The 17,947-nt window shown below is 68.4% G+C and carries 19 protein-coding genes and 1 riboswitch; of the genes, 11 read left to right on the top strand and 8 right to left on the bottom strand.

Features of this window, described 5'->3' with window-relative positions; all coding sequences use genetic code 11:
- Nucleotides 1-10: 10 nt before the first annotated feature.
- Nucleotides 11-670, bottom strand: a complete 660-nt coding sequence (ctaE, locus tag D4739_RS00445) for an aa3-type cytochrome oxidase subunit III (protein ID WP_120058668.1) — start codon at nt 668-670, stop codon at nt 11-13.
- Nucleotides 671-735: 65 nt separating this feature from the next.
- Here ctaE and D4739_RS00440 point away from each other — a divergent pair, with 65 nt between their 5' ends.
- Genes D4739_RS00440 through trpD form a run of 4 tightly spaced genes read left to right on the top strand, consistent with a single transcriptional unit; the run spans nt 736 to nt 3,632 of the window.
- Nucleotides 736-1,665 (top strand): cytochrome c oxidase assembly protein, encoded by a 930-nt coding sequence (locus D4739_RS00440; RefSeq protein WP_238473447.1) that lies wholly within the window; start codon nt 736-738, stop codon nt 1,663-1,665.
- A complete protein-coding gene (locus D4739_RS00435) occupies nt 1,662-2,069 on the top strand; it encodes an Rv3143 family two-component system response regulator (protein ID WP_120058664.1) in 408 nt (135 codons plus the stop codon). The genes D4739_RS00440 and D4739_RS00435 overlap by 4 nt, the downstream gene beginning before the upstream one ends.
- Nucleotides 2,070-2,076: 7 nt before the next feature.
- Nucleotides 2,077-2,604, top strand: a complete 528-nt coding sequence (locus tag D4739_RS00430) for an OsmC family protein (RefSeq protein WP_120058662.1) — start codon at nt 2,077-2,079, stop codon at nt 2,602-2,604.
- Nucleotides 2,601-3,632 carry an anthranilate phosphoribosyltransferase gene (gene trpD / locus D4739_RS00425; protein WP_120058660.1) on the top strand — a complete coding sequence of 344 codons (1,032 nt, stop codon included), beginning with the start codon at nt 2,601-2,603 and terminating at the stop codon, nt 3,630-3,632. Before D4739_RS00430 ends, trpD begins: the two co-directional genes overlap by 4 nt.
- A 7-nt stretch (nt 3,633-3,639) precedes the next feature.
- Here the strand turns inward: trpD and D4739_RS00420 are convergent, their stop codons facing one another.
- Both D4739_RS00420 and D4739_RS00415 read right to left on the bottom strand, forming a co-directional pair.
- On the bottom strand, nt 3,640-4,251 hold the full coding sequence (locus D4739_RS00420; RefSeq protein ID WP_220699319.1) for a hypothetical protein: 612 nt from the start codon (nt 4,249-4,251) through the stop codon (nt 3,640-3,642).
- A 261-nt stretch (nt 4,252-4,512) separates the two neighbouring features.
- Nucleotides 4,513-4,791 (bottom strand): Lrp/AsnC family transcriptional regulator, encoded by a 279-nt coding sequence (locus D4739_RS00415; protein ID WP_120058656.1) that lies wholly within the window; start codon nt 4,789-4,791, stop codon nt 4,513-4,515.
- 117 nt (nt 4,792-4,908) lie between these two features.
- On the opposite strand from D4739_RS00415, the gene D4739_RS00410 reads away from it, so the two are divergent.
- Nucleotides 4,909-6,915, top strand: a complete 2,007-nt coding sequence (locus D4739_RS00410) for a spermidine synthase (RefSeq protein WP_120058654.1) — start codon at nt 4,909-4,911, stop codon at nt 6,913-6,915.
- 1 nt (nt 6,916) lies between these two features.
- Here D4739_RS00410 and D4739_RS00405 read toward each other — a convergent pair whose 3' ends face one another.
- Complete coding sequence (locus D4739_RS00405) at nt 6,917-8,698, bottom strand: DEDD exonuclease domain-containing protein (protein ID WP_120058652.1); 1,782 nt, start codon at nt 8,696-8,698, stop codon at nt 6,917-6,919.
- A 380-nt stretch (nt 8,699-9,078) separates the two neighbouring features.
- Between D4739_RS00405 and D4739_RS00400 the strand changes: the two genes are divergently transcribed.
- From D4739_RS00400 to D4739_RS00380, 5 genes are all read left to right on the top strand, one after another.
- A complete protein-coding gene (locus D4739_RS00400; RefSeq protein WP_182920241.1) occupies nt 9,079-10,059 on the top strand; it encodes a glycosyltransferase family 87 protein in 981 nt (326 codons plus the stop codon).
- 59 nt (nt 10,060-10,118) lie between these two features.
- On the top strand, nt 10,119-10,358 hold the full coding sequence (locus tag D4739_RS00395) for a hypothetical protein (protein ID WP_120058648.1): 240 nt from the start codon (nt 10,119-10,121) through the stop codon (nt 10,356-10,358).
- A gap of 97 nt (nt 10,359-10,455) precedes the next feature.
- Complete coding sequence (locus tag D4739_RS00390; RefSeq protein ID WP_120061636.1) at nt 10,456-10,662, top strand: hypothetical protein; 207 nt, start codon at nt 10,456-10,458, stop codon at nt 10,660-10,662.
- Nucleotides 10,663-10,744: 82 nt separating this feature from the next.
- A riboswitch (cyclic di-AMP (ydaO/yuaA leader) is annotated at nt 10,745-10,922 on the top strand.
- 11 nt (nt 10,923-10,933) lie between these two features.
- On the top strand, nt 10,934-11,926 hold the full coding sequence (locus tag D4739_RS00385; RefSeq protein WP_120058646.1) for a C40 family peptidase: 993 nt from the start codon (nt 10,934-10,936) through the stop codon (nt 11,924-11,926).
- A complete protein-coding gene (locus D4739_RS00380) occupies nt 11,923-13,176 on the top strand; it encodes a hypothetical protein (protein WP_120058644.1) in 1,254 nt (417 codons plus the stop codon). Before D4739_RS00385 ends, D4739_RS00380 begins: the two co-directional genes overlap by 4 nt.
- 6 nt (nt 13,177-13,182) lie before the next feature.
- On the opposite strand, the gene D4739_RS00375 is transcribed toward D4739_RS00380, so the two are convergent.
- Both D4739_RS00375 and D4739_RS00370 read right to left on the bottom strand, forming a co-directional pair.
- Nucleotides 13,183-14,592: a hypothetical protein gene (locus D4739_RS00375; RefSeq protein WP_147384743.1), complete on the bottom strand. Its 1,410-nt coding sequence runs from the start codon at nt 14,590-14,592 to the stop codon at nt 13,183-13,185.
- On the bottom strand, nt 14,585-15,913 hold the full coding sequence (locus tag D4739_RS00370) for a hypothetical protein (RefSeq protein ID WP_120058640.1): 1,329 nt from the start codon (nt 15,911-15,913) through the stop codon (nt 14,585-14,587). The genes D4739_RS00375 and D4739_RS00370 overlap by 8 nt, the downstream gene beginning before the upstream one ends.
- 126 nt (nt 15,914-16,039) lie before the next feature.
- On the opposite strand from D4739_RS00370, the gene D4739_RS00365 reads away from it, so the two are divergent.
- Nucleotides 16,040-17,302 (top strand): M48 family metallopeptidase, encoded by a 1,263-nt coding sequence (locus D4739_RS00365; RefSeq protein ID WP_120058638.1) that lies wholly within the window; start codon nt 16,040-16,042, stop codon nt 17,300-17,302.
- Here the strand turns inward: D4739_RS00365 and D4739_RS00360 are convergent.
- Together D4739_RS00360 and D4739_RS00355 are read right to left on the bottom strand one after the other, a co-directional pair.
- Nucleotides 17,299-17,514: a Flp family type IVb pilin gene (locus tag D4739_RS00360; protein WP_238473446.1), complete on the bottom strand. Its 216-nt coding sequence runs from the start codon at nt 17,512-17,514 to the stop codon at nt 17,299-17,301. The genes D4739_RS00365 and D4739_RS00360 overlap by 4 nt on opposite strands.
- 33 nt (nt 17,515-17,547) lie before the next feature.
- Nucleotides 17,548-17,730: a Flp family type IVb pilin gene (locus D4739_RS00355; protein WP_220699197.1), complete on the bottom strand. Its 183-nt coding sequence runs from the start codon at nt 17,728-17,730 to the stop codon at nt 17,548-17,550.
- Between the last annotated feature and the right edge of the window lie 217 nt (nt 17,731-17,947).

Here is a 17,947-nt window from a genome sequence, read left to right as displayed (position 1 = left end):
AACTGCTGGGTTACTTGATGACGTAGATGGTCAGGAAGAGACCGATCCACACCACATCGACGAAGTGCCAGTAGTAGGACACGACGATCGCGGTGACTGCCTGCTCGTGAGTGAAGCGGCGCGCCAGGTAGGTCCGTCCGAGGACGAACAGGAAAGCGATGAGACCACCGGTGACGTGCAGACCGTGGAAACCGGTGGTGAGGTAGAAGACCGTGCCGTAGGCGTCAGAGGGGATGGTCAGGCCCTCGTGGATGAGCTCGGCGTACTCGAGCGCCTGGCCACCGATGAAGACGGCGCCCATGAGGTACGTGAGGATGAACCACTCGCGCAGGCCCCAGCCCTGGGTCTTGCCCCAGAAGTGCCAGATTGCGCCACCACGGCCCACCTGACCACGCTCAGCGGCGAAGACGCCCCACTGGCAGGTGACCGAGGAGAGCACCAGGATGATGGTGTTCGTCGTGGAGAACGGGACGTTGAGGAGCTCCGTCTTGTCCGCCCACAGACCCGGGAGCTGTGCCCTGATCGTGAAGTACGACGCGAAGAGGGCAGCGAAGAACATCAGCTCGGAGGAGAGCCAGATGATCGTGCCCACCGAGACCATGCTCGGACGGTCGTGATGCCCGTGCAGACGGGATGCCGGAATCGCAGTTGCTGTCGCCACGGGCGCCATTATGTCGATACTCGGGCCTGAGGGCACCCCGACCCCCGCATGTTGGTCGTTCTAAAGTTCACACCGTGCTCCTTCCCCTCGTCGCCAGCGCTCCCGACCTCCCCAGATTCACGCTGGAGCGGGTGTTCACGGAGTGGTCACTCGACCCATTCCTCTTCGTCGCGACCGTGTGGGCTGCCGGCCTCTATCTCTGGGGTGTCGCCGTCCTGCGCCGCCGTGGAGACCACTGGCCGATCGGCCGGACCCTCTCGTTCGTGGTCGTCGGCATGGGTGCGTTCTTCTTCGCGACCTCGTCGGGGATCTCGGCGTACGACACGACGCTGCTGAGCGTCCACATGGTCCAGCACATGATCCTGGCGATGGTCGTCCCGCTCGCGCTCGCGCTCGGTGCCCCCGTGACACTGGCCCTGCGCACGCTGCCCGGGACCTCGACCCGGGGACCGCGGCACTGGCTGCTTGCGGTGCTCCACTCGAAGGTGGTCGCGGTGCTGTCGTTCCCGCCGGTCACCCTCGGCCTCTACATCGTCTCGCCGTGGGCCCTCTACTTCTCCGGCTGGTACGACGCGGCGCTGAGCTCGGCGTACGTCCACGAGATGATGCACGTCCACCTGGTGCTGGTCGGATCGCTCTTCTTCTGGCCCCTGCTCGGCATCGACCCGGTGCCCGGGCGTGTGGCGTGGCCGTTCCGCCTGTTGATGGTCTTTCTCACACTGCCGTTCCATGCCTTCCTGGGCGTCACGATCATGGCCCAGAAGGAGCTGATCGGCGGCGCGCACTACGAGGCGCTGCGCGAGGGGCCGATGGGCGCCTGGCTTCCCTCGGTGGCCGATGACCAGCAGCTCGCGGGCGGCATCCTGTGGGCTGCGGGCGATGTGGTGGGCCTGATCTTCTTCGCGGTCCTCTTCACGCAGTGGGTGCGCGACTCGATGAAGGAGGCGGCGCGCGAGGATCGGCGCCTCGACCTGCTGGAGCGCAGGGATACGATGCGCGAGTGAGCCAGATCACGACTTTGAAGGTCCTCGTCTACAGCGACGACTCCACGACCCGCCGCCAGGTGCTCCTCGCGCTCGGATCGCGGCCGCACCCTGACCTGCCCGAGCTCGAGTACGTCGAGGTCGCGACCGAGCCGGTGGTGATCCAGCAGCTCGACTCGGGCCGGATCGACCTGGCCATCCTCGACGGTGAGGCCGTGCCGGCCGGTGGGCTCGGCATCGCCCGCCAGCTCAAGGACGAGATCCACAACTGTCCGCCGCTGCTGGTGCTGACCGGCCGGCCGCAGGACGCGTGGCTGGCCACCTGGTCGCGTGCCGATGCGGCAGTGCCCCAGCCGCTCGACCCGATCCAGCTGGCCGAGGTCGTGGTCCGGCTGCTCCGCGCTCGCGTCCCCGCGGCCGGCTGACGTTCCCGTGGATGCCGGTGAGCTGCGCGCGGCGCAGGCGCCGCTCAAGGAGCGCTATCGCGAGGATCCGGCCTCGGCGGTGACGCCGGTGCACGCCACGGGCGACTTCGGCGACGAGGGCATCACCGCCACGATCGACGGTTTCGCCGGTCCCGTGCGCGCTGGTCTGCACCGCGCCACCGGGGGCGACGGCTCGGATGCCTGCAGCGGCGACATGCTGATGGAGGCCGTCCTCGGCTGCGCCGGCGTCACGCTCCGCAGCGTCGCGACCGCCATGGGCATCTCGATCCGGTCCGCTTCCCTGGTGGCCGAGAGCGCGTTCGATGCGCGCGGCACGCTCGGTGTCGACCGGTCCGTGCCGGTGGGAGTCGGGCCGATCACGGTCACGGCGACGTTCGACACCGACGCGGACCAGGCCACCCTCGATCGCCTCGGGTCGCTGGCCGAGCGCTACTGCGTGGTGGGGCAGTCGCTGGCGACGCCGCCGACCATCGTCGTACGCCGTGCGGGCGGTCCACTAACCTCAGGCGCATGACGCACAGCTGGCCCGACGTCCTCGCCACCCTGGTCACCCGCACGGACCTGTCTGCCGAGCAGTCGGCCTGGGCCATGGGCGAGGTCCTCTCCGGTGAGGCCACTCCGGCACAGATCGCGGGGTTCGTGATCGCGCTGCGCACCAAGGGCGAGACTGTCGAGGAGGTCTCCGGCCTGCTCGACGCGATGTACTCCCACGCCACGCCCCTGGAGATCGACGGCCGAGCGCTCGACATCGTCGGCACTGGCGGTGACCGCACCTTCTCCGTGAACATCTCCTCGATGGCGGCCATCGTCGCCGCGGGTGCCGGTGCCCGGATCGTCAAGCACGGCAACCGTTCGGCATCCTCCAAGTCCGGCTCCGCCGACGTGCTGGAAGCCCTCGGCGTCCGGCTCGACCTCACGCCCGACCAGGTGGTCTCGGTGCTCGACAAGGCCGGGATCACCTTCGCGTTCGCGCCGACCTTCCACTCCGCGATGCGCCACACGGCCGTCCCGCGCCGCGAGCTCGGCATCGGCACGATCTTCAACTTCCTCGGTCCGCTCGCCAACCCGGCCCGTCCTGCTGCCCAGGCGATCGGCTGCGCCGACCTGGGGATGGCTCCCGTCATGGCCGGTGTCTTCGCCGACCGCGGCGTGGACGCCTGGGTCTTCCGCGGTGACGACGGCCTCGACGAGCTGACCACGACCACCACCTCCACGATCTGGCGTGTGCACGAGGGCGTCGTCGAGAAGATCGCCCTCGACCCGACCGCGCTGGGTCTGCCGCTGGCGACCGTCGAGGACCTGCGCGGTGGCGACACCGCCCACAACGCCGATGTCGTGCGCCGCCTGCTCGATGGCGAGACGGGACCGGTCCGCGACGCGGTGGTCCTCAACGCCGGGGCGGCGCTGGCGATCTACGACACCGTCGGTGGCGACGTACTCGAGAAGATCGCGGCGGGCATGGAGCGTGCTTCGGCAGCGATCGACTCGGGCGCGGCCGCCGGCTCCCTCGAGAAGTGGGTCGCTGCCTGCGCCTCGGTCTGAGCACAGATCAGGTGTCGAGCACCCAGCTGTCGCCCTCGCGGCGGAAGCCGACGTTGCCGTAGTAGGCGTTGACCATGCGCGGCGACGTCAGCACGTGGCGCACGCCGCGGGTCGCGAGCATGCCGCTGCGGCGCCAGACGAACTCGCCAGGGGAGAAGTCGCGGTACTTGCGGGTGACGTAGTCCAGGCGGACCTCGGCGGTGTCGCCCTGGATCTCGAGTACGACGACGCCGAGCGTCTCGTCGCCCTTCTGCACCAGGTAGACCGTGCACCCCGAGGTGCTGCCCAGGCCGGCAGCGTCGAAGTCCGGCTGGAACCGCGCGATGTCAGCGGCGTGCACCTCGAGGACGTGGAGCAGGTAGGTGTCGTCGGGCTTGACCTGCAGCACCTCGAACGCGGTCGAGTCGTGGCGCTCGCGCAGGAGCCGGGTGACGAACCAGGCGTTCACCGAGCAGAGCACCACGTTGAGCGCGACCATCGGCCAGACCTCGAGCGCAGAGTTGAAGGCGACGAGGAGTCCACAGGCGATCAGGTTGAGCACCCGGAAGCGCAGCACCCGTGCCTGGAGAAGGGACAGCACGACGAGGGCGGAACCGCCCCAGCCGACCACATCCCACATGTCCACGGCCGCAGGCTAGTCGCTTTGTGTGCTCCACACGTTGCGATCGTGAGTCAGGACACCGCTGCGCCACTCATTGGGGGAGGCCCGAGCGGCGCAGCGGTGCTGACTGCTCCCTCCCAGGAACAGTCGTTTCACCGTAGAGGCGCCGCCGGGCGTGGTCTCGGACAACCGAGGGCAAACGTCCGGAGGGGCGACAAGAAATGGCCGATCGGGGGACAAAAGTCCCGCTTGCCAATCTTGAGGTGTCAGTCCGGGGTGTCAGTCCAGGCCGAGGTCGAAGGTGGCTTCGAGGTCGACCTTGGAGTAGGCCCGGTAGGCGATGTGCGTCTCGGTGTCCGTGATGCCGTCGACTGAACGCAGCTTCTCGGCGACGACGTTGGAGAGCTGCTCGTGCTCCTTCACCCGCACCATCGCGATGAGGTCGGTGCGTCCGGTGACGGAGTAGACCTCCGAGACACCCTCGATGTCAGCGACTGCCTCAGCGACCTGAGGAATGCGGGAGACGTCGGCCTTGATGAGCACGATGGCGGTGATCATGGATCGAGAGTAGGGCAGTCGGGCGCGTGGTCAGCGAGCGGGCCGTCTTGTCGGGCGATCGGCCAGAGTGCGACCGTTCGGCGGATTCAGGGCCAGTAGCCCCACTAGCGTGGCTGGGTGACCACCGACAACGCGCTCAGGACGATTCCGGTGGCACGCGTTCATCCGGTGGCCGTGCTCTATACGGCAACCGCGTTCACCGGCGCGGCGCTGCTGTTCCTGGTCGAGCCGATGGCGGCGCGCCTGCTCCTTCCGTCGTACGGCGGCGCGGCAAGCGTGTGGGCGACATGCACTCTGTTCTTCCAGGTGGTGCTGCTTCTCGGCTACGTCTTCGTCCACGTCACCTCACGATTCGGACCACGCCGGCAACCGTTGATCATGGTGCCGCTGCTGGTGTTGCCGCTGCTGGTGCTCCCGCTCGCCCTGCCAGCCGACGCCGCTCCCGAGTCGTCACCTGTGTGGTGGCTGCTGCGGACCCTCGTGATCATGGTCGGACTGCCATTCGCGGTGCTGACGACGACCGGACCCGTGCTCCAGCGTTGGTACTCGTGGCTCGACGTCCCTCGCGCTCACGACCCGTACTTCCTCTATGCGGCCAGCAACGTCGGGAGTTTCGTCGGCCTGCTCGCCTATCCCTTCGCTGTCGAGCCGCACCTGGCCCTCCACGAGCAGCGGATGTGGTGGTCGGCTGCCTTCGTCGTCTTTCTGGGGCTGGTGACCACGTGCGGGCTGACCGCCTTCCGCGGTCGACGCACTGCTGAGGCAGCGCCGCGCACAGCACGTCCCTCCACCCGCACGATGCTGATCTGGCTGGCGCTCGCGTTTCTGCCGTCGTCGCTGATGCTCGGCGTGACTGCACACATCACCACCGACGTCGCGCCGATCCCGCTCCTGTGGGTCATGCCGCTGGCCATCTACCTGGCAACCTTCGTGGTCGCCTTCGGGGGTCGGGGGCGTCGCCGTCCGGCCCGCATGGCCACGATCGCGCTGGTGCTCGTGATCGGGACCCGCGCGATGACGTTTGCGGAGCAGTCACTTCCGCTTCCGTTGACGGTGGGGGCACACCTGGCGATGCTCGCGGTCGTTGCCTACGTGGCTCACGCCATCCTGGCTGCGGATCGTCCACCCGCCGATCACCTCACCTTGTTCTTCGTGGTGATCTCCATCGGTGGCGCTCTGGGTGGACTCCTCAACGGGCTAGTAGCGCCCTTGGTCTTCGACCGGGTGATCGAGTACTCGCTGGTCCTTGCCGGTGTTCCACTGTTGTGGCTCGCCGTGGGAGCAACCCGCTGGATCGCGCTGTCGATGGCCGCGCTGCTGGTGGTCGGATCGTTCACGACGCTCCAGCGTGGCGAGGTGCTCGCGCGTTCCCGGACCTTCTATGGCTCGTATGTAGTGATCGAGCAATCAGACCGGGTCGATTTCGGGCACGGCACGACGGTCCATGGATTCCAGTCGACACAGCCGGGGAAGCGCAACGAACCGACGGCCTACTACGCGCGCAGCGGCCCGCTGGCAGACGTCTTCGAGCACTTCGGCTCGCTGGCGAGAGACATCACCGCCGTCGGGCTGGGCGCAGGCACCATGGCGGCGTACGGCTCGAGAGGCCAGAAGATGCGGTTCATCGAGATCGACCCCGAGGTCATTCGCCTGGCGAGCGACACCCGCAACTTCACCTTCTTGTCCGCCTCCGCGGCAGATGTCGAGATGATCGCCGGCGATGGTCGGCTCAAGGTGGCTGAGCTTCCGCCGGCGTCGACTGACCTTCTGGTCCTCGACGCGTTCAGCTCCGATGCGGTGCCGGTCCACCTGCTGACCGCCGAGGCGTTTGCGGAGTATGCCTCCCGGGTCCGTCCCGGCGGCGCGATCGTCGTCCACATCAGCAACAACTACTTCGACCTCCGCGGGGTTGTCGCCGGGGCAGCCGCCGGTCTTGGCTGGGATTCAGCGATCGGACAGGGCGGTGAGAAGCCTCTAGGGAGGCTGTCGGTGTGGGTGACGCTCAGCCCCGACGGCGGTCTGGCGGATGTCCTCACCGACGAATCCGGCTGGGCGCCGCTTGATGGAGCGCCGCGTGATGCCTGGACCGACGACCACGCGTCGCTACTGGACGTCCTGCGCTGAATCAGCGGACCGGTCGATGCAGCAGAGTCAGCGCGCGGCGCTCGTCGAACGGCACCAGCGAGTCGCGGGACCGGTTGACCGCATCGTGAAGCGCGAGGTGGCGCCCCGCGCCGCCGACCGGGCAGGTCCACTCGCCGTCGACATCGACCAGCCGCACTCCGTCCCGCTCCAGCCAGCGCAGCACCTGCTCGGACTCCTCGGCCGTCGCGGCAGGCGTCGGGCCGGGTGCGGGCCGAACGGTCTCCGCAGAGCTGCGCAGCTGCTCGACCCAGATCGACGCATCGGCGCCGGAAGGAATCACGCCGGCAGCAGCGAGGCGCCCGAAACGGACCACGTGAACCTCCCACTGGCCGGCGTCCTCGCGCAGGGCGGCCACCACCTCCGGACAGCGGGTCAGAGCGGAGAGCCGCTGGGTGTGCGCGGCGGCGCGAAGGAATCCGGACAGCCGGTCTCGGTGGACCGCCGCCTCCTCGAAACGCTCGTCGGCGGCCAGCCGGTCCATGCGCTCGTTGATCGTCGCGACGACGTCGTCGGGATTGCGCAGCAGTGACTCACGCAGCTGCGCCACCAGCTCGGAGTACGCCGAGGCGTCGGTGCTGCCGTCACACGGAGCCACGCACCGGTCCATCTCGGCAAGAACGCACGCCGAGCGCGATGGCTCGATCGGGAGCCGGTCGTTGCACTGCCGGATCGGGAACGCGTCGTGGAGGGCGCTCAGGCAGCGCTCTGCTGTCTTCTTCGAGGAGAACGGGCCCAGGTAGTCGGCGTCGTCGTCGAGCACGCGCTTGACCAGCGAGAGCCGCGGCCAGGGCTCTCGCGTCAGCTTGAGGAAGTGGGCCTTCTCCGGGTTGCGTGAACGTCGGTTGTAGCGCGGCTTGTGCTCGGCGATCAGCCGGAGCTCACGGACGGAGGCCTCGAGCGGAGTGGCGCACTCAATGCCCGTGACCTCGGTGGCCAGGCCGACCATCTCGCCCATGCGGGACCGGGTCTCGGAGGCCGTGAAGTAGGACCGGACGCGCGTGCGCAGGTCCTTGGAGGTGCCGACGTAGAGCACCCGCGCGCGGTCGTCGCGGAACAGGTAGACCCCGGGGGCGTGGGGGAGCCCCTCGGCCAGGTGGCGCTTCTTGCGCTGGGCAGTGGTGACGCGCGAGGAGAAGGTCTGCAGCTCCTCGAGGGTGTGCACACCGAGACCGCCGAGCCGCTCCATCAGCCCGTGGAGGACGTCGACCGTGGCGCGGGCATCGGCGAGCGCGCGGTGGTTGGGCGTCGTCGTGGCCCCGAAGAGCTGCGCGAGCGAGGAGAGCTTGCAGTTGGGGGCGTCGTCGCGGGTGATCACCCGGCGAGCCAGCTTGGCGGTGTCGAGCACCTCGAACCGTGGCCAGACCCGGCCCTGCTGCTCGTTGAAGTGCTGCAGGAAGCCGATGTCGAACGGCGCGTTGTGGGCAACCAGCACAGATCCCGCGGCGAACTCGAGAAAGGCCGGCAATGCCGACTCGATCGGGGGAGCGGTGGCCACCATCGAGTTGGAGATGCCGGTCAGGACCGCGATGAACGGCGGGATCGCGGTGTGCGGATTGACCAGCGTCTGGAACTCGCCGAGCACCTCGCCGCCGCAGACCTTCACCGCACCGATCTCGGTGATCATCGACCCGCCGGCCGCGGACCCGCCGGTGGTCTCCAGGTCGACGACGCAGAAGGTGAGGTCACGCAACGGCCGCCCGAGCTCGTCGAAGCTCCGCTGGGACTCCCAGCGGGACCGGACGGGTGTGGCGGCGGTGCTCATGACGCTGACGCTAGGCCGGACCACCGACAGAGCCGGGACGACGCGCCCTGCCCGACCTCGCCCGCGCATTCGGCATTGTTGACCCACGCGGGCGACCCGGGCTCTACCCTCGGCTGATGGGCGAGGGAAGGTCCGTGGCAGACAGGTGGTTCACGCGCGAGCGAATGCGCAACTACCCCGTGATCGTTGTCGTCCTCTCCGCGACGGTCTGGCTCGGCACCATCGCCGCGGGGGATCTTCCTCTCGTCCTTGGCGGACAGGTAGTCCTTCCAGACTTCCTTGCCTACTGGACCGGGGGGCGCGGTCTCGTCGAGGGTTTCGGCGCAGACCTCTACGACCCTGCCCGACAAGGACCCCTCCAGCAGGAGGAAGTTCCAGGCATGACGGGCTTCTCCTGGTTCGTCGCGCCCCCGTTCGTCGCCGTGCTGCTCGCGCCACTCGGGGCGCTTGCCTACCTCGTGGCGGCGTTCTGCTTCGCAGTGATCAACGGGTTGGCCCTGGCGGTCATCATCCGTGGCCTGCTGCACCTGGCGCCGGGCATTCGTCGTGAGGACCGCCGCTTGGTCGTTCTGGGATGCGTTGCGTTCCCGCCGGTGTTCGAAGCGTTCGCAGCCGGACAGATGAGCCTGATCTTTCTGGCCCTGTGGGTGACGGCGATGCGGTGCGCGGCCGATGGCAGGCCGGTCTGGGCGGGCATGCTCCTTGCGCTGGCAGCCTTCAAACCGCATCTGGTGCTGCTCGTGCCATGTGCCCTCATTGCCCGCCGCGACTGGCGGGCCCTTGCCGGGTATGTCGTCGTTGGCAGCGGACTGTTGCTGGTCTCGTTTGCCGCGGTCGGTCAGCGTGGGATGCGGAACTGGGTCGACGCTCTCGGCAGCGCCGCCTACCGCGAGCTCGTTGGGTCGGGGCAGGCGTGGAAGACGATCTCCCTGGCCGCATGGGGAGAGTCCCTGCCCGCGACACGCGGTTTGGGCATCCTGTCGCTGGGAGTCGGTGCCATTGCGGTCTTCATGGCGGCCCGCACGTCGCTCCCGGATCCCCTTCGGGACCTTGCCGTCCTCAGCCTGTTGACGGTGGTGTTTTCCCCGCACGCGATGCTCTACGACGGCGTGCTCCTCCTGCCCATCGCCATCTGGCTGCTCTCGGCGGGACTCCTGGTGAGGGCGCGCTGGTTGCTGCTGGTCATCTGGGTGCTCCTCTTCTCCACCTCGATGAGGCACGCCCTTGCCGAGGCTGTGCCTCTTCTGGGCTGGGCCGACCTGCCCCTCGCTGCTCTGCCGATGGCTGTCCTCGTATGGCGCCTCCGTCAGCTGGATGGGACGGACCGGGCCAGGGCGACGCGCTCCTCTCGCCGGCCCTAGGCTGTTCCCCGACGAGTGGCTCGACCGGCGAGCGCACCGACGACACAAGGAGCGACTCAGTGAGCGCACCGATCCCCGACGCAGCGCACCGCTGGCGCTGCGGTGGCTGCGGCAACCTCACCCGCTTCGACGTGACGCGCACGCGCAAGACGAGCGAGTACTGGCACTTCGACCTCGCCGGTGACCACACCATCGAGGAGACCGAGCTGCGCTCCGAGGTCGTCGAGGCCGTGAGCTGTCGCTGGTGCGGTCGCGACGACGCGATCGAGCTGGTCGACCGCAACTCCGTCCAGGGCTGATTCACGCCTTACCCACTCGCCCCGCGGAGTACGACGACACGCGGGCGCCGCGCTGCGACGTACGGTCTTGTCGGTGGTGCCTGTCAGCCTGCGCTGCATGACGACACTCATCGATTGCGACACCTGCGTGGTGCGCGGACTGGCCTGCCACGACTGCGTGGTGACGGTGCTCCTCGGTCCGCCGCCCGAGCTCTCCTTCGACGACGACGAGCGCCGTGCGCTCGACGTCCTGGCTGGCTCAGGGCTGGTCCCACCCCTGCGTCTGGTGACGCCTCTCACAGGACCGGATGTGGCCTCGGCCTAGTGTCGGGTTTGCCGCCCTCTGACCCCTCCGCGTACCCTGAGGGGAACTCAGGCGCCCGTCACAGGCGGTCACACGGACCGGCTCGGGCGCCACGCTGAATTCGGCGCCGTGACGGGGAAGTCGCGGAGCCGGAGCCGGGGAACCACGTTTTCCTGGGGTGCATCGCACGTGAGTCGGACTCGGGATCCGGGGAGCGTGCGTAGGGCTTCTTTGTGCCTGAACCCGACAGCTCACCCGGCAAGCGTTGACAAAGAGGGAGTACCCCCGCTTGATGCGCCACGGCCAGAAGCGAATCATCACGGCCCTGACCGGCACCTGTGCGATGTTCACCATCGCGCTCGTCCCGATGTCGCCCTCGTCCGCCGAGCCCGACATCGACGACGTCAAGGCTCGCGTCGAGCGCCTTCACACGCAGGCCGAGCAGGCTTCTGAGCGTTACAACGACGCCCGGATTCTCCGCGACAAGCTCGAGCAGGACCTGGCCGACGTCAAGGCCGACGAGAAGGCCCAGCAGGCCGTCGTTGCTGAGATCGAGTCCGCTGTCGACGAGGCGATCACCGCCCAGTACGAAGGCCACGCGCTCTCGGCGACCGGCGAGATGGTCGCCAGCGAGGACCCGGGCCAGTTCCTCACCCAGCTCACCACCCTGCACGCCTACAACGACGTGCAGTCCGAGACCCTCGCGTCCTACGACAAGGCGCGCCAGGCCCTCGACATCCGCCACGACGCCGTTGCCGAGCGTGCCGCCGAGCTCAAGTCCGTGGCCAAGCGCCTGGCCAAGGAGAAGGCCGAGGTCGAGGCCAAGACCGCAGCCGCGAAGAAGATCCTCGACGGTCTCGAGCAGGCCGAGATGGAGCGTTACCTCGCCGAGGTGAGCCGTGGCAACGTGACCCGCATCCCCGAGGTCAGCGCCTCGGGTCGTGCCGCTGCCGCCGTGCAGTTCGCTCTCGCCCAGATCGGTGACCCCTACGTGTGGGGCGCCGCTGGCCCCGGCTCGTGGGACTGCTCCGGCCTGACGATGGCCGCCTGGGGCGCCGCGGGCGTCGGCCTGCCGCACTCCTCGGCCGCACAGTCCGGCACGGGCACGCGGATCAGCATCAGCCAGCTCCAGCCGGGCGACCTCGTCTTCTACTACAGCCCGATCAGCCACGTCGCGATGTACATCGGCGGCGGCAAGATCGTGCACGCCCCGCACTCGGGCGCTGTCGTCTCGATCGCCGAGCTCAACCGGATGCCGATCACCACGGCCGTCCGACCGGGTTGATCCAGCTGCCCGACCAGCTCACTGCCGAGGCCGGCCGTCCACACACGTGGCCGGCCGGCCTCGCTGCTCTCCTCGCGACCCTGCTGGTCAGCCCGTTCCTGCTGGCTGGATGCGGGGGACCGGAGCAGGTCCCGGCGCCGCAGTCGCAGCCCGTACGCCGCGACCTCGCGGCGGATGTGTTCGCCCGGCTGCAGGATGCCCTGGCCGATCGTGACGCGAAGGCCGCTGCCGCGCTGGGCGACGACAGGGGCAGTCCGCTGCTCGGCGATGTCGCTGCCAACGCCGAGGCACTCGACGTACGCGATGTCTCCTTCCGGATGATCGACGAGGACCCGGTGCTCACCGCGACCCTGCCGCGAGGCCAGTGGGCCGCCGCGGTGGAGGCCACCTGGCGGTTCGACGGATTCGATCGCGCGCCCGCCCGCGCGGAGGTCACCATGATCCTGGCGCAGGAGGGCGAACGGATCCGTCTCCATGCGATCGGCGGGGGAGCGCGGCCCGTGCCGCTCTGGCTGGCCGGACCTCTCGAGGTGCGGCGCACGGCAGACACGCTTGTCCTGGTGGCCGGTCCTGCGGCGAACGCGGACCGTTACGCCCAGCTCGCGAGGCGCGCCGTGCCTGCGGTCGAAGCCGTCGTCGGCGGGCACCCGCGCGTCGTCGTCGAGGTCCCGGCCGGGCCGGCCGACCTCGACCGCACCCTGGGAGCACGGACGGGGGACTATGCCGCGATCGCGGCCGTCACCACCTTCGTCGGATCGGACCGGGCAGATCTCGCACCGGTGCACGTCTTCGTGAATCCGGAGGTCTTCGGCGCGCTGAAGTCGGCGGGGGCCCAGCTCGTGATGACGCATGAGCTCACCCACGTCGCCACCGACGCAGTGCACTCGAAGGCACCCCAGTGGCTCCTCGAGGGGTACGCCGACCACGTCGCGCTGCACGGCACGGATCTGCCCGTGTCCATGACTGCTGGGCAGATCATCCGTCGCGTGCGTCGTGATGGGGTCCCGAAGGCCCTACCCGGGGCGGACGAGTTCGACACCCGCGCCACCCACCTCGGTGCGTGGTACGAAGCGGCCTGGCGTGCGGCAGAGGTGCTCGCGCGCGCAGGCACGGAGGAGCAGCTGCTGACGTTCTACCGTCGGGCCTCTGGCGGTGAGCCGGTCGATGCCACCCTCCGCGAGCTCTACGGCTTCGACGAGACCGAGCTCATCAGGCGCTGGCAGCAGGACCTCGAGCAGATCGCGCGCTGAGCGGCCTCACTCGGGTGCGTGCAGCAGGACCATCTCGTCGGATGACCTGACCACGGTCCACCCAGCCGTGTGCTCGAGGCCATAGGCAAGGTCCGAGTCGGGAGCGAGCAGCGCGACCTCGACGTGCAGGCCCTCGAGGTCATCGAGCCACCCGTGGTGTGCCTCGGTCAGTGCAACGTTGCGGTCGAGCTCGCCAGTGGTGAACACGTCGCCATAACCAGAAACCACGAAGTCCAGGTCGGGATGGCGCCACGCGAGGTACCCGCCCCAGTCCCAGGCATTCAGAACACCCGTCGCGGCCGGGAGCTTGTCGAGTTCGGCGTCGGCCCAGTCTGGACGGTCCGGTCCGACCGTGTGAGCACCGCTTGAGAGGAAGGCCAGGACGGCACTCGCCGCGGCGCCGAGGGCTACAAGTGTCAGCGCTCCTCTCCGATCGATGCGTGGACCCTTCGGCGCCAACTCACCGAGGGCCAGCGCTGCACAGGGAGCTGCGATCGCGGCAGCGAGGGGGATGGTCCGCAACGCGTAGAGCGCCCACGCCCCGGCCAGCAGGAGCAGGAGCAAGTGCGTCCAGCGTGCAGGGCCGGCGCGAAGCATGGCGATCAGCGAGATGGCCAGCAGGAGCACCAGCACTGCTGGCTGGAAGGCATGGAAGTCGGTGGGCCCCCACTCGAAGAAGTACTTTCCCCGGGACGTCACTGTCAGGATCTCGACGACCAGCCGCGGCCCCAGCGGAGTCAGGAACGCCGCAACGAGGGCGAGCAGCGGCAAGGAAAGAATCCGAAGCGCTTGGCCTCGCTCCGGGCGGCGGTCGGCGACCACACCGACAGCGCCGACCGCGGAAATGACGATGGCGACGGGCCACATCCCGTGGAGCATCGCCCAGAGCCAGGTGAGCGGGATGATCCACCACCGGACGCGACCATCGCGCATCGTGCCGAGCCAGGCGGCCGTCACAAGTGCGGCGAACAGATAGCTCATCACCTGGGGGCGCGCGCTCAGCCCTCCGCCGGACCCCACGAACGCGGCGCCCGCCACAAGGATCGCCACGATCGGTGGTGCGCTGATGCGGGCTACGGCGTACAGGGTGAGCGCGTAGGCAACGAAGATCGTGCCGAACAGCCAGACGATGCCGCCGGTGCCCGCGAGGTCCTCCGCTCCGGCCATGACTACCTCGGAGAGCCACTGGGTGGGGACCCAATCCCGGGTCCCGTAGCTGGTGAGCGAGCCTGGTTCGTCGAGATCCCAGCGACCACGCAGGAACTCGTCTCCGATGCGCAGGTGGAAGAACGTGTCGTCGTTGGTCAGGCCATGGATGGCAATCCGGATGGCCAGCGCGATCAGCGCGATCAGCGCAGCTGCCGGTGCTCCGCGCCGCACGATCCAGCTGACCGGGTCCCTTCGAAACTCATTCATGATCGTCCTTCGGTGAGGAACTCAGCGTGGGCTCACTCCAGATCCTGACGAACAGGAGCGCAGCGAAGAAGCTGAGTGCAGCGATGCTGCCGAACCCTGCCGGGTTCTGCCTGATCCCATCGATGAAGCTGTTGCTGGTCCACACCTCCTCGGCCGGAACGAAGTAGGAGTTGCCAGACGCTCCTGCAGCGATCATCGCGAACTGGAATGCCCCAACTGGCACCGCGAGCCTGCGACCGAGTGGGCTCAGCCGCGTTGCGGACAACGCAAGTGCAGGCGTCGCGCAGACGAGGAGCTCGAGCCCAAGGCGGTAACCGTAGAAGGCGTCACCGCCGCTGAACCTGTTCAGGGCACCTTGCAGAAGTTGATACGCGACGCCACCGACGAACAACCAGCGCGACCAGTCGGGCAGGTCGCGCCAGCCCCGGGCCAGTGCCGGAGCAAGGACGAGCAGCATTGGAGTCCAGACCAGCAGGCCACGATCAGGTGAGATCCAGAAGCCGAGGTGATTGCTGATGTCGACAAGGTGGGTTCCGGCGTACGCGGTGAAGTCGCCGGTGCGGTAGCCCGCGGTCGGGTCCCAGGTCCCGTACATCCACTGGTTCCAAGCGCTCAGCCCCCCAAGTGTGGCGGTGCCTGCCAGGCCGGCCCAGACGGCGATGCGTGGGTCGCGCCGCCACGCTGCCAGGCCGAGGGTGAGGACCGCGCAGATCAACGCGGCGTGGAGACGTCCCCAGAGCGCTACACCGCCAAACAGCCCGACCAGCCACCAGCGTTCGCGGTCAGCGGCCCAGGCCATGCCGGCGATACCGAGAATGGTCAGCGTGTGCGGCCACATGCCATTGGCGGCGATGGTCCACACGGGGGTGGCGAACCCGACGATGAGGGTGGCAAGCAGGGCGCCGCGCTGGCCCAGGCGGTCGCGCAGGGTGAGGAACAGGAGCAGATCGGTCAAGGCGGTCAGGACTGCGGCAGTCAGGGCCCCCGGAACGACCGACATCGTGGTGAGTCCCGCGATCCAGTACGCCGGCAGCGAGGGAGCGATCACGCCCGGTGCGCGCCCAATCGCTTCGTGCCCGTGCGCAGCCTGCACGACCCACACGGAGCGGAACGGATGGTCGTCGATGGCGGGAAACGTCGAGATGTCCACCCAGCCGTGGCCCGTGTTGATGATGCTCCACGCGGCATAGTCGGCAGTCCAGACATCGAGGCTGACATCCGTGCCGATCGTCGCGGCGTACACGACCACGAAGCCGAGGAAGAGCAGCGCGGGGACCCGCCAGGAGTGTCCGGGACGGGTGAGGGCGATGGCATGCTGCACCCCGCCATTCTCGGGCCCCACTGTGTTGTGCGCCGGTGGAACACTCAACGTCGGTGAGGATTGTCCGGTCGGAGGGCGCTGGTCTGACCTGACTAGGCCGAACGGCCGAGAAGAGGGGAGCCCTGGATGCGTGAGAGGACGGTCAGCAGTCAGGTGCTCGGCGTCGTGCTGGCGCTGCTCGGCCTGGTGGGGTTTGCGGTGCTCGTGGCCCTCCGGGTCCCGTGGCACCCCGTCGCGGGCGGCACGCCTGGACCTGTCGCCGTCGACAGCGTCTTCACTGCCGCGGAGGTACGCCGTGCCTCGGCGTACGCCGATGGGGCTCGCCTGATCGGCTGGACCTCGCTCGGAGTCTCGCTGCTCGTGGCCTGCTGGCTGGGCTTCACGCCACGGGGCGCCCGACTGCTCGGCAGGCTCCCGCTGCCGTGGCTGTTGCGGGTGATCGCGCTGGTGCTGGCTGTGCTCGCGATCGGGCGGCTCGTCGGGCTCCCGTTCGTGCTGCTTGCCTGGCGGCACAGAGGGAGCGTCGGGCTCACCGACCAGCCAGTGGGCGGGCTGCTGCGCGACCAGGCAGTGGGACTCGGCCTTGCGGTGGTCTTCACAGCCGTCGCCGTGGTGGTCCTCATTGGGCTGGCCCGCCGGTTGCCGCGCGCGTGGCCGATCGCCGCCGCGGTACTCGGGTGCGGCTTGGTCGTGGCCGCGACGTACATGTACCCACGGATCGTGGAGCCGGCCTTCAACCATTTCACTCCGTTGCCGGACGGCTCGTTGCATGACCGGATCGGTGCACTTGCACAGAAGGAAGGCGTCCCGCTCGACGAGGTGCTGGTGGCCGATGCGTCACGGCGCACGACTGCGGCCAATGCCTACGTGTCGGGCGTCGGAGACAGCCGCCGCATCGTCGTCTACGACACCCTGCTCGCAGAGATGTCGGAGCCCGAGGTGCTCTCCGTTGTCGCTCACGAGCTGGCCCATGCTCGGCACGACGACGTGATGACCGGAGCCCTGCTAGGAGCCGCTGGCACGGTCATGGGCGTCGGGCTCCTGGCGTCGTTGCTCGGAAGCGGCCGCCTCCGGGAGCGAGCAGGGGTCAGCGGCGCAGGCGATCCGCAAGTCGTCGCGCTGGTCCTCGCCTTGATGGCCATCGGATCACTGGCGGCGGCGCCGGTCGAGAACGCGGTCAGCCGGCAGCTGGAGACGCGCGCGGACGTGGACGCACTGAAGGCCACCGGGGACCCGGTGGCCTTTGAGGCGATGCAGCGGAAGTTGGCGCTCGGCGCTGTCTCGGACCCTGAACCGCCCGCGTGGTCACAGTGGTGGTTCGGAAGTCATCCCACGGTGTTGCAGCGGATTGCCGTCGCTCGTGCCATCCAGAACGGGTCATCGAACTAGCAGGAAAAGGCTCCGCTTGCGTTGCAGACGGACTCGAAAAGGCCGGTCACCTTGCCACCGAAGACGATGACTGTGGCGATGATGACCGCGGCGATGAGCGCAACAAGCAAGCCGTACTCCACCGCAGTGGCACCGGACTCGCCGTGTTCCAAATCCTTCATCCCATGACCTCCCGAGTCCGGAAAATGCAGTGACGGCTGCGAGGTTTCCACCTCGCAGCCGTCACCAGTGTCTGTCAGCTCAGATCAGAGCTTCGAGTTGATCGAGCCGAAGGCCTCGTCGATCTTGGTGCCGAGGGCGACCACGGTGACGATGATGACGGCGGCAATCAGGGCCACGAGCAGGCCGTACTCAACTGCGGTTGCGCCCTCTTCCTCGTCGCGCGGGGTGGTGACGGCCAGCATGAGCTTCACGAAGAACTCGGTCATGATTTTTCCCTCCCAGGAATTTTGGTTTACCGGCTCACACTCCCTTGCGGGCCGGACAAGAAGAATCATGTCCCGGTTTAGCGAGCGGCACTATCGGGAGAGAAGCCAGAGCCCCGTAGTCCCTTTGGACTACTCCTTCGCGTCGATCTGGTTGGCGCGTCTGACCAGTTGTCCAGACGACGGAGGGGCCGCAGGCGAACCTGCGGCCCCTCCGTTT

This window comes from Nocardioides cavernaquae (genome assembly GCF_003600895.1).
GTDB lineage: Bacteria > Actinomycetota > Actinomycetes > Propionibacteriales > Nocardioidaceae > Nocardioides > Nocardioides cavernaquae.
Note: the sequence above shows the minus strand (reverse complement) of the source record. Positions and strands in the feature narration are given on the sequence as shown.

Excerpts from the sequence above, each read along its gene's own strand:
- D4739_RS00405 (WP_120058652.1), bottom strand. The coding sequence starts at position 8,698 with ATGAGCACCGCCGCCACACCCGTCCGGTCCCGCTGGGAGTCCCAGCGG.
- ctaE (WP_120058668.1), bottom strand. The coding sequence starts at position 670 with ATGGCGCCCGTGGCGACAGCAACTGCGATTCCGGCATCCCGTCTGCAC.
- D4739_RS00365 (WP_120058638.1), top strand. The coding sequence starts at position 16,040 with ATGCGTGAGAGGACGGTCAGCAGTCAGGTGCTCGGCGTCGTGCTGGCG.
- D4739_RS00375 (WP_147384743.1), bottom strand. The coding sequence starts at position 14,592 with ATGAATGAGTTTCGAAGGGACCCGGTCAGCTGGATCGTGCGGCGCGGA.
- D4739_RS00390 (WP_120061636.1), top strand. The coding sequence starts at position 10,456 with ATGACGACACTCATCGATTGCGACACCTGCGTGGTGCGCGGACTGGCC.
- D4739_RS00385 (WP_120058646.1), top strand. The coding sequence starts at position 10,934 with ATGCGCCACGGCCAGAAGCGAATCATCACGGCCCTGACCGGCACCTGT.
- D4739_RS00420 (WP_220699319.1), bottom strand. The coding sequence starts at position 4,251 with ATGTGGGATGTGGTCGGCTGGGGCGGTTCCGCCCTCGTCGTGCTGTCC.
- trpD (WP_120058660.1), top strand. The coding sequence starts at position 2,601 with ATGACGCACAGCTGGCCCGACGTCCTCGCCACCCTGGTCACCCGCACG.
- D4739_RS00355 (WP_220699197.1), bottom strand. The coding sequence starts at position 17,730 with ATGACCGAGTTCTTCGTGAAGCTCATGCTGGCCGTCACCACCCCGCGC.
- D4739_RS00400 (WP_182920241.1), top strand. The coding sequence starts at position 9,079 with ATGACGGGCTTCTCCTGGTTCGTCGCGCCCCCGTTCGTCGCCGTGCTG.
- D4739_RS00415 (WP_120058656.1), bottom strand. The coding sequence starts at position 4,791 with ATGATCACCGCCATCGTGCTCATCAAGGCCGACGTCTCCCGCATTCCT.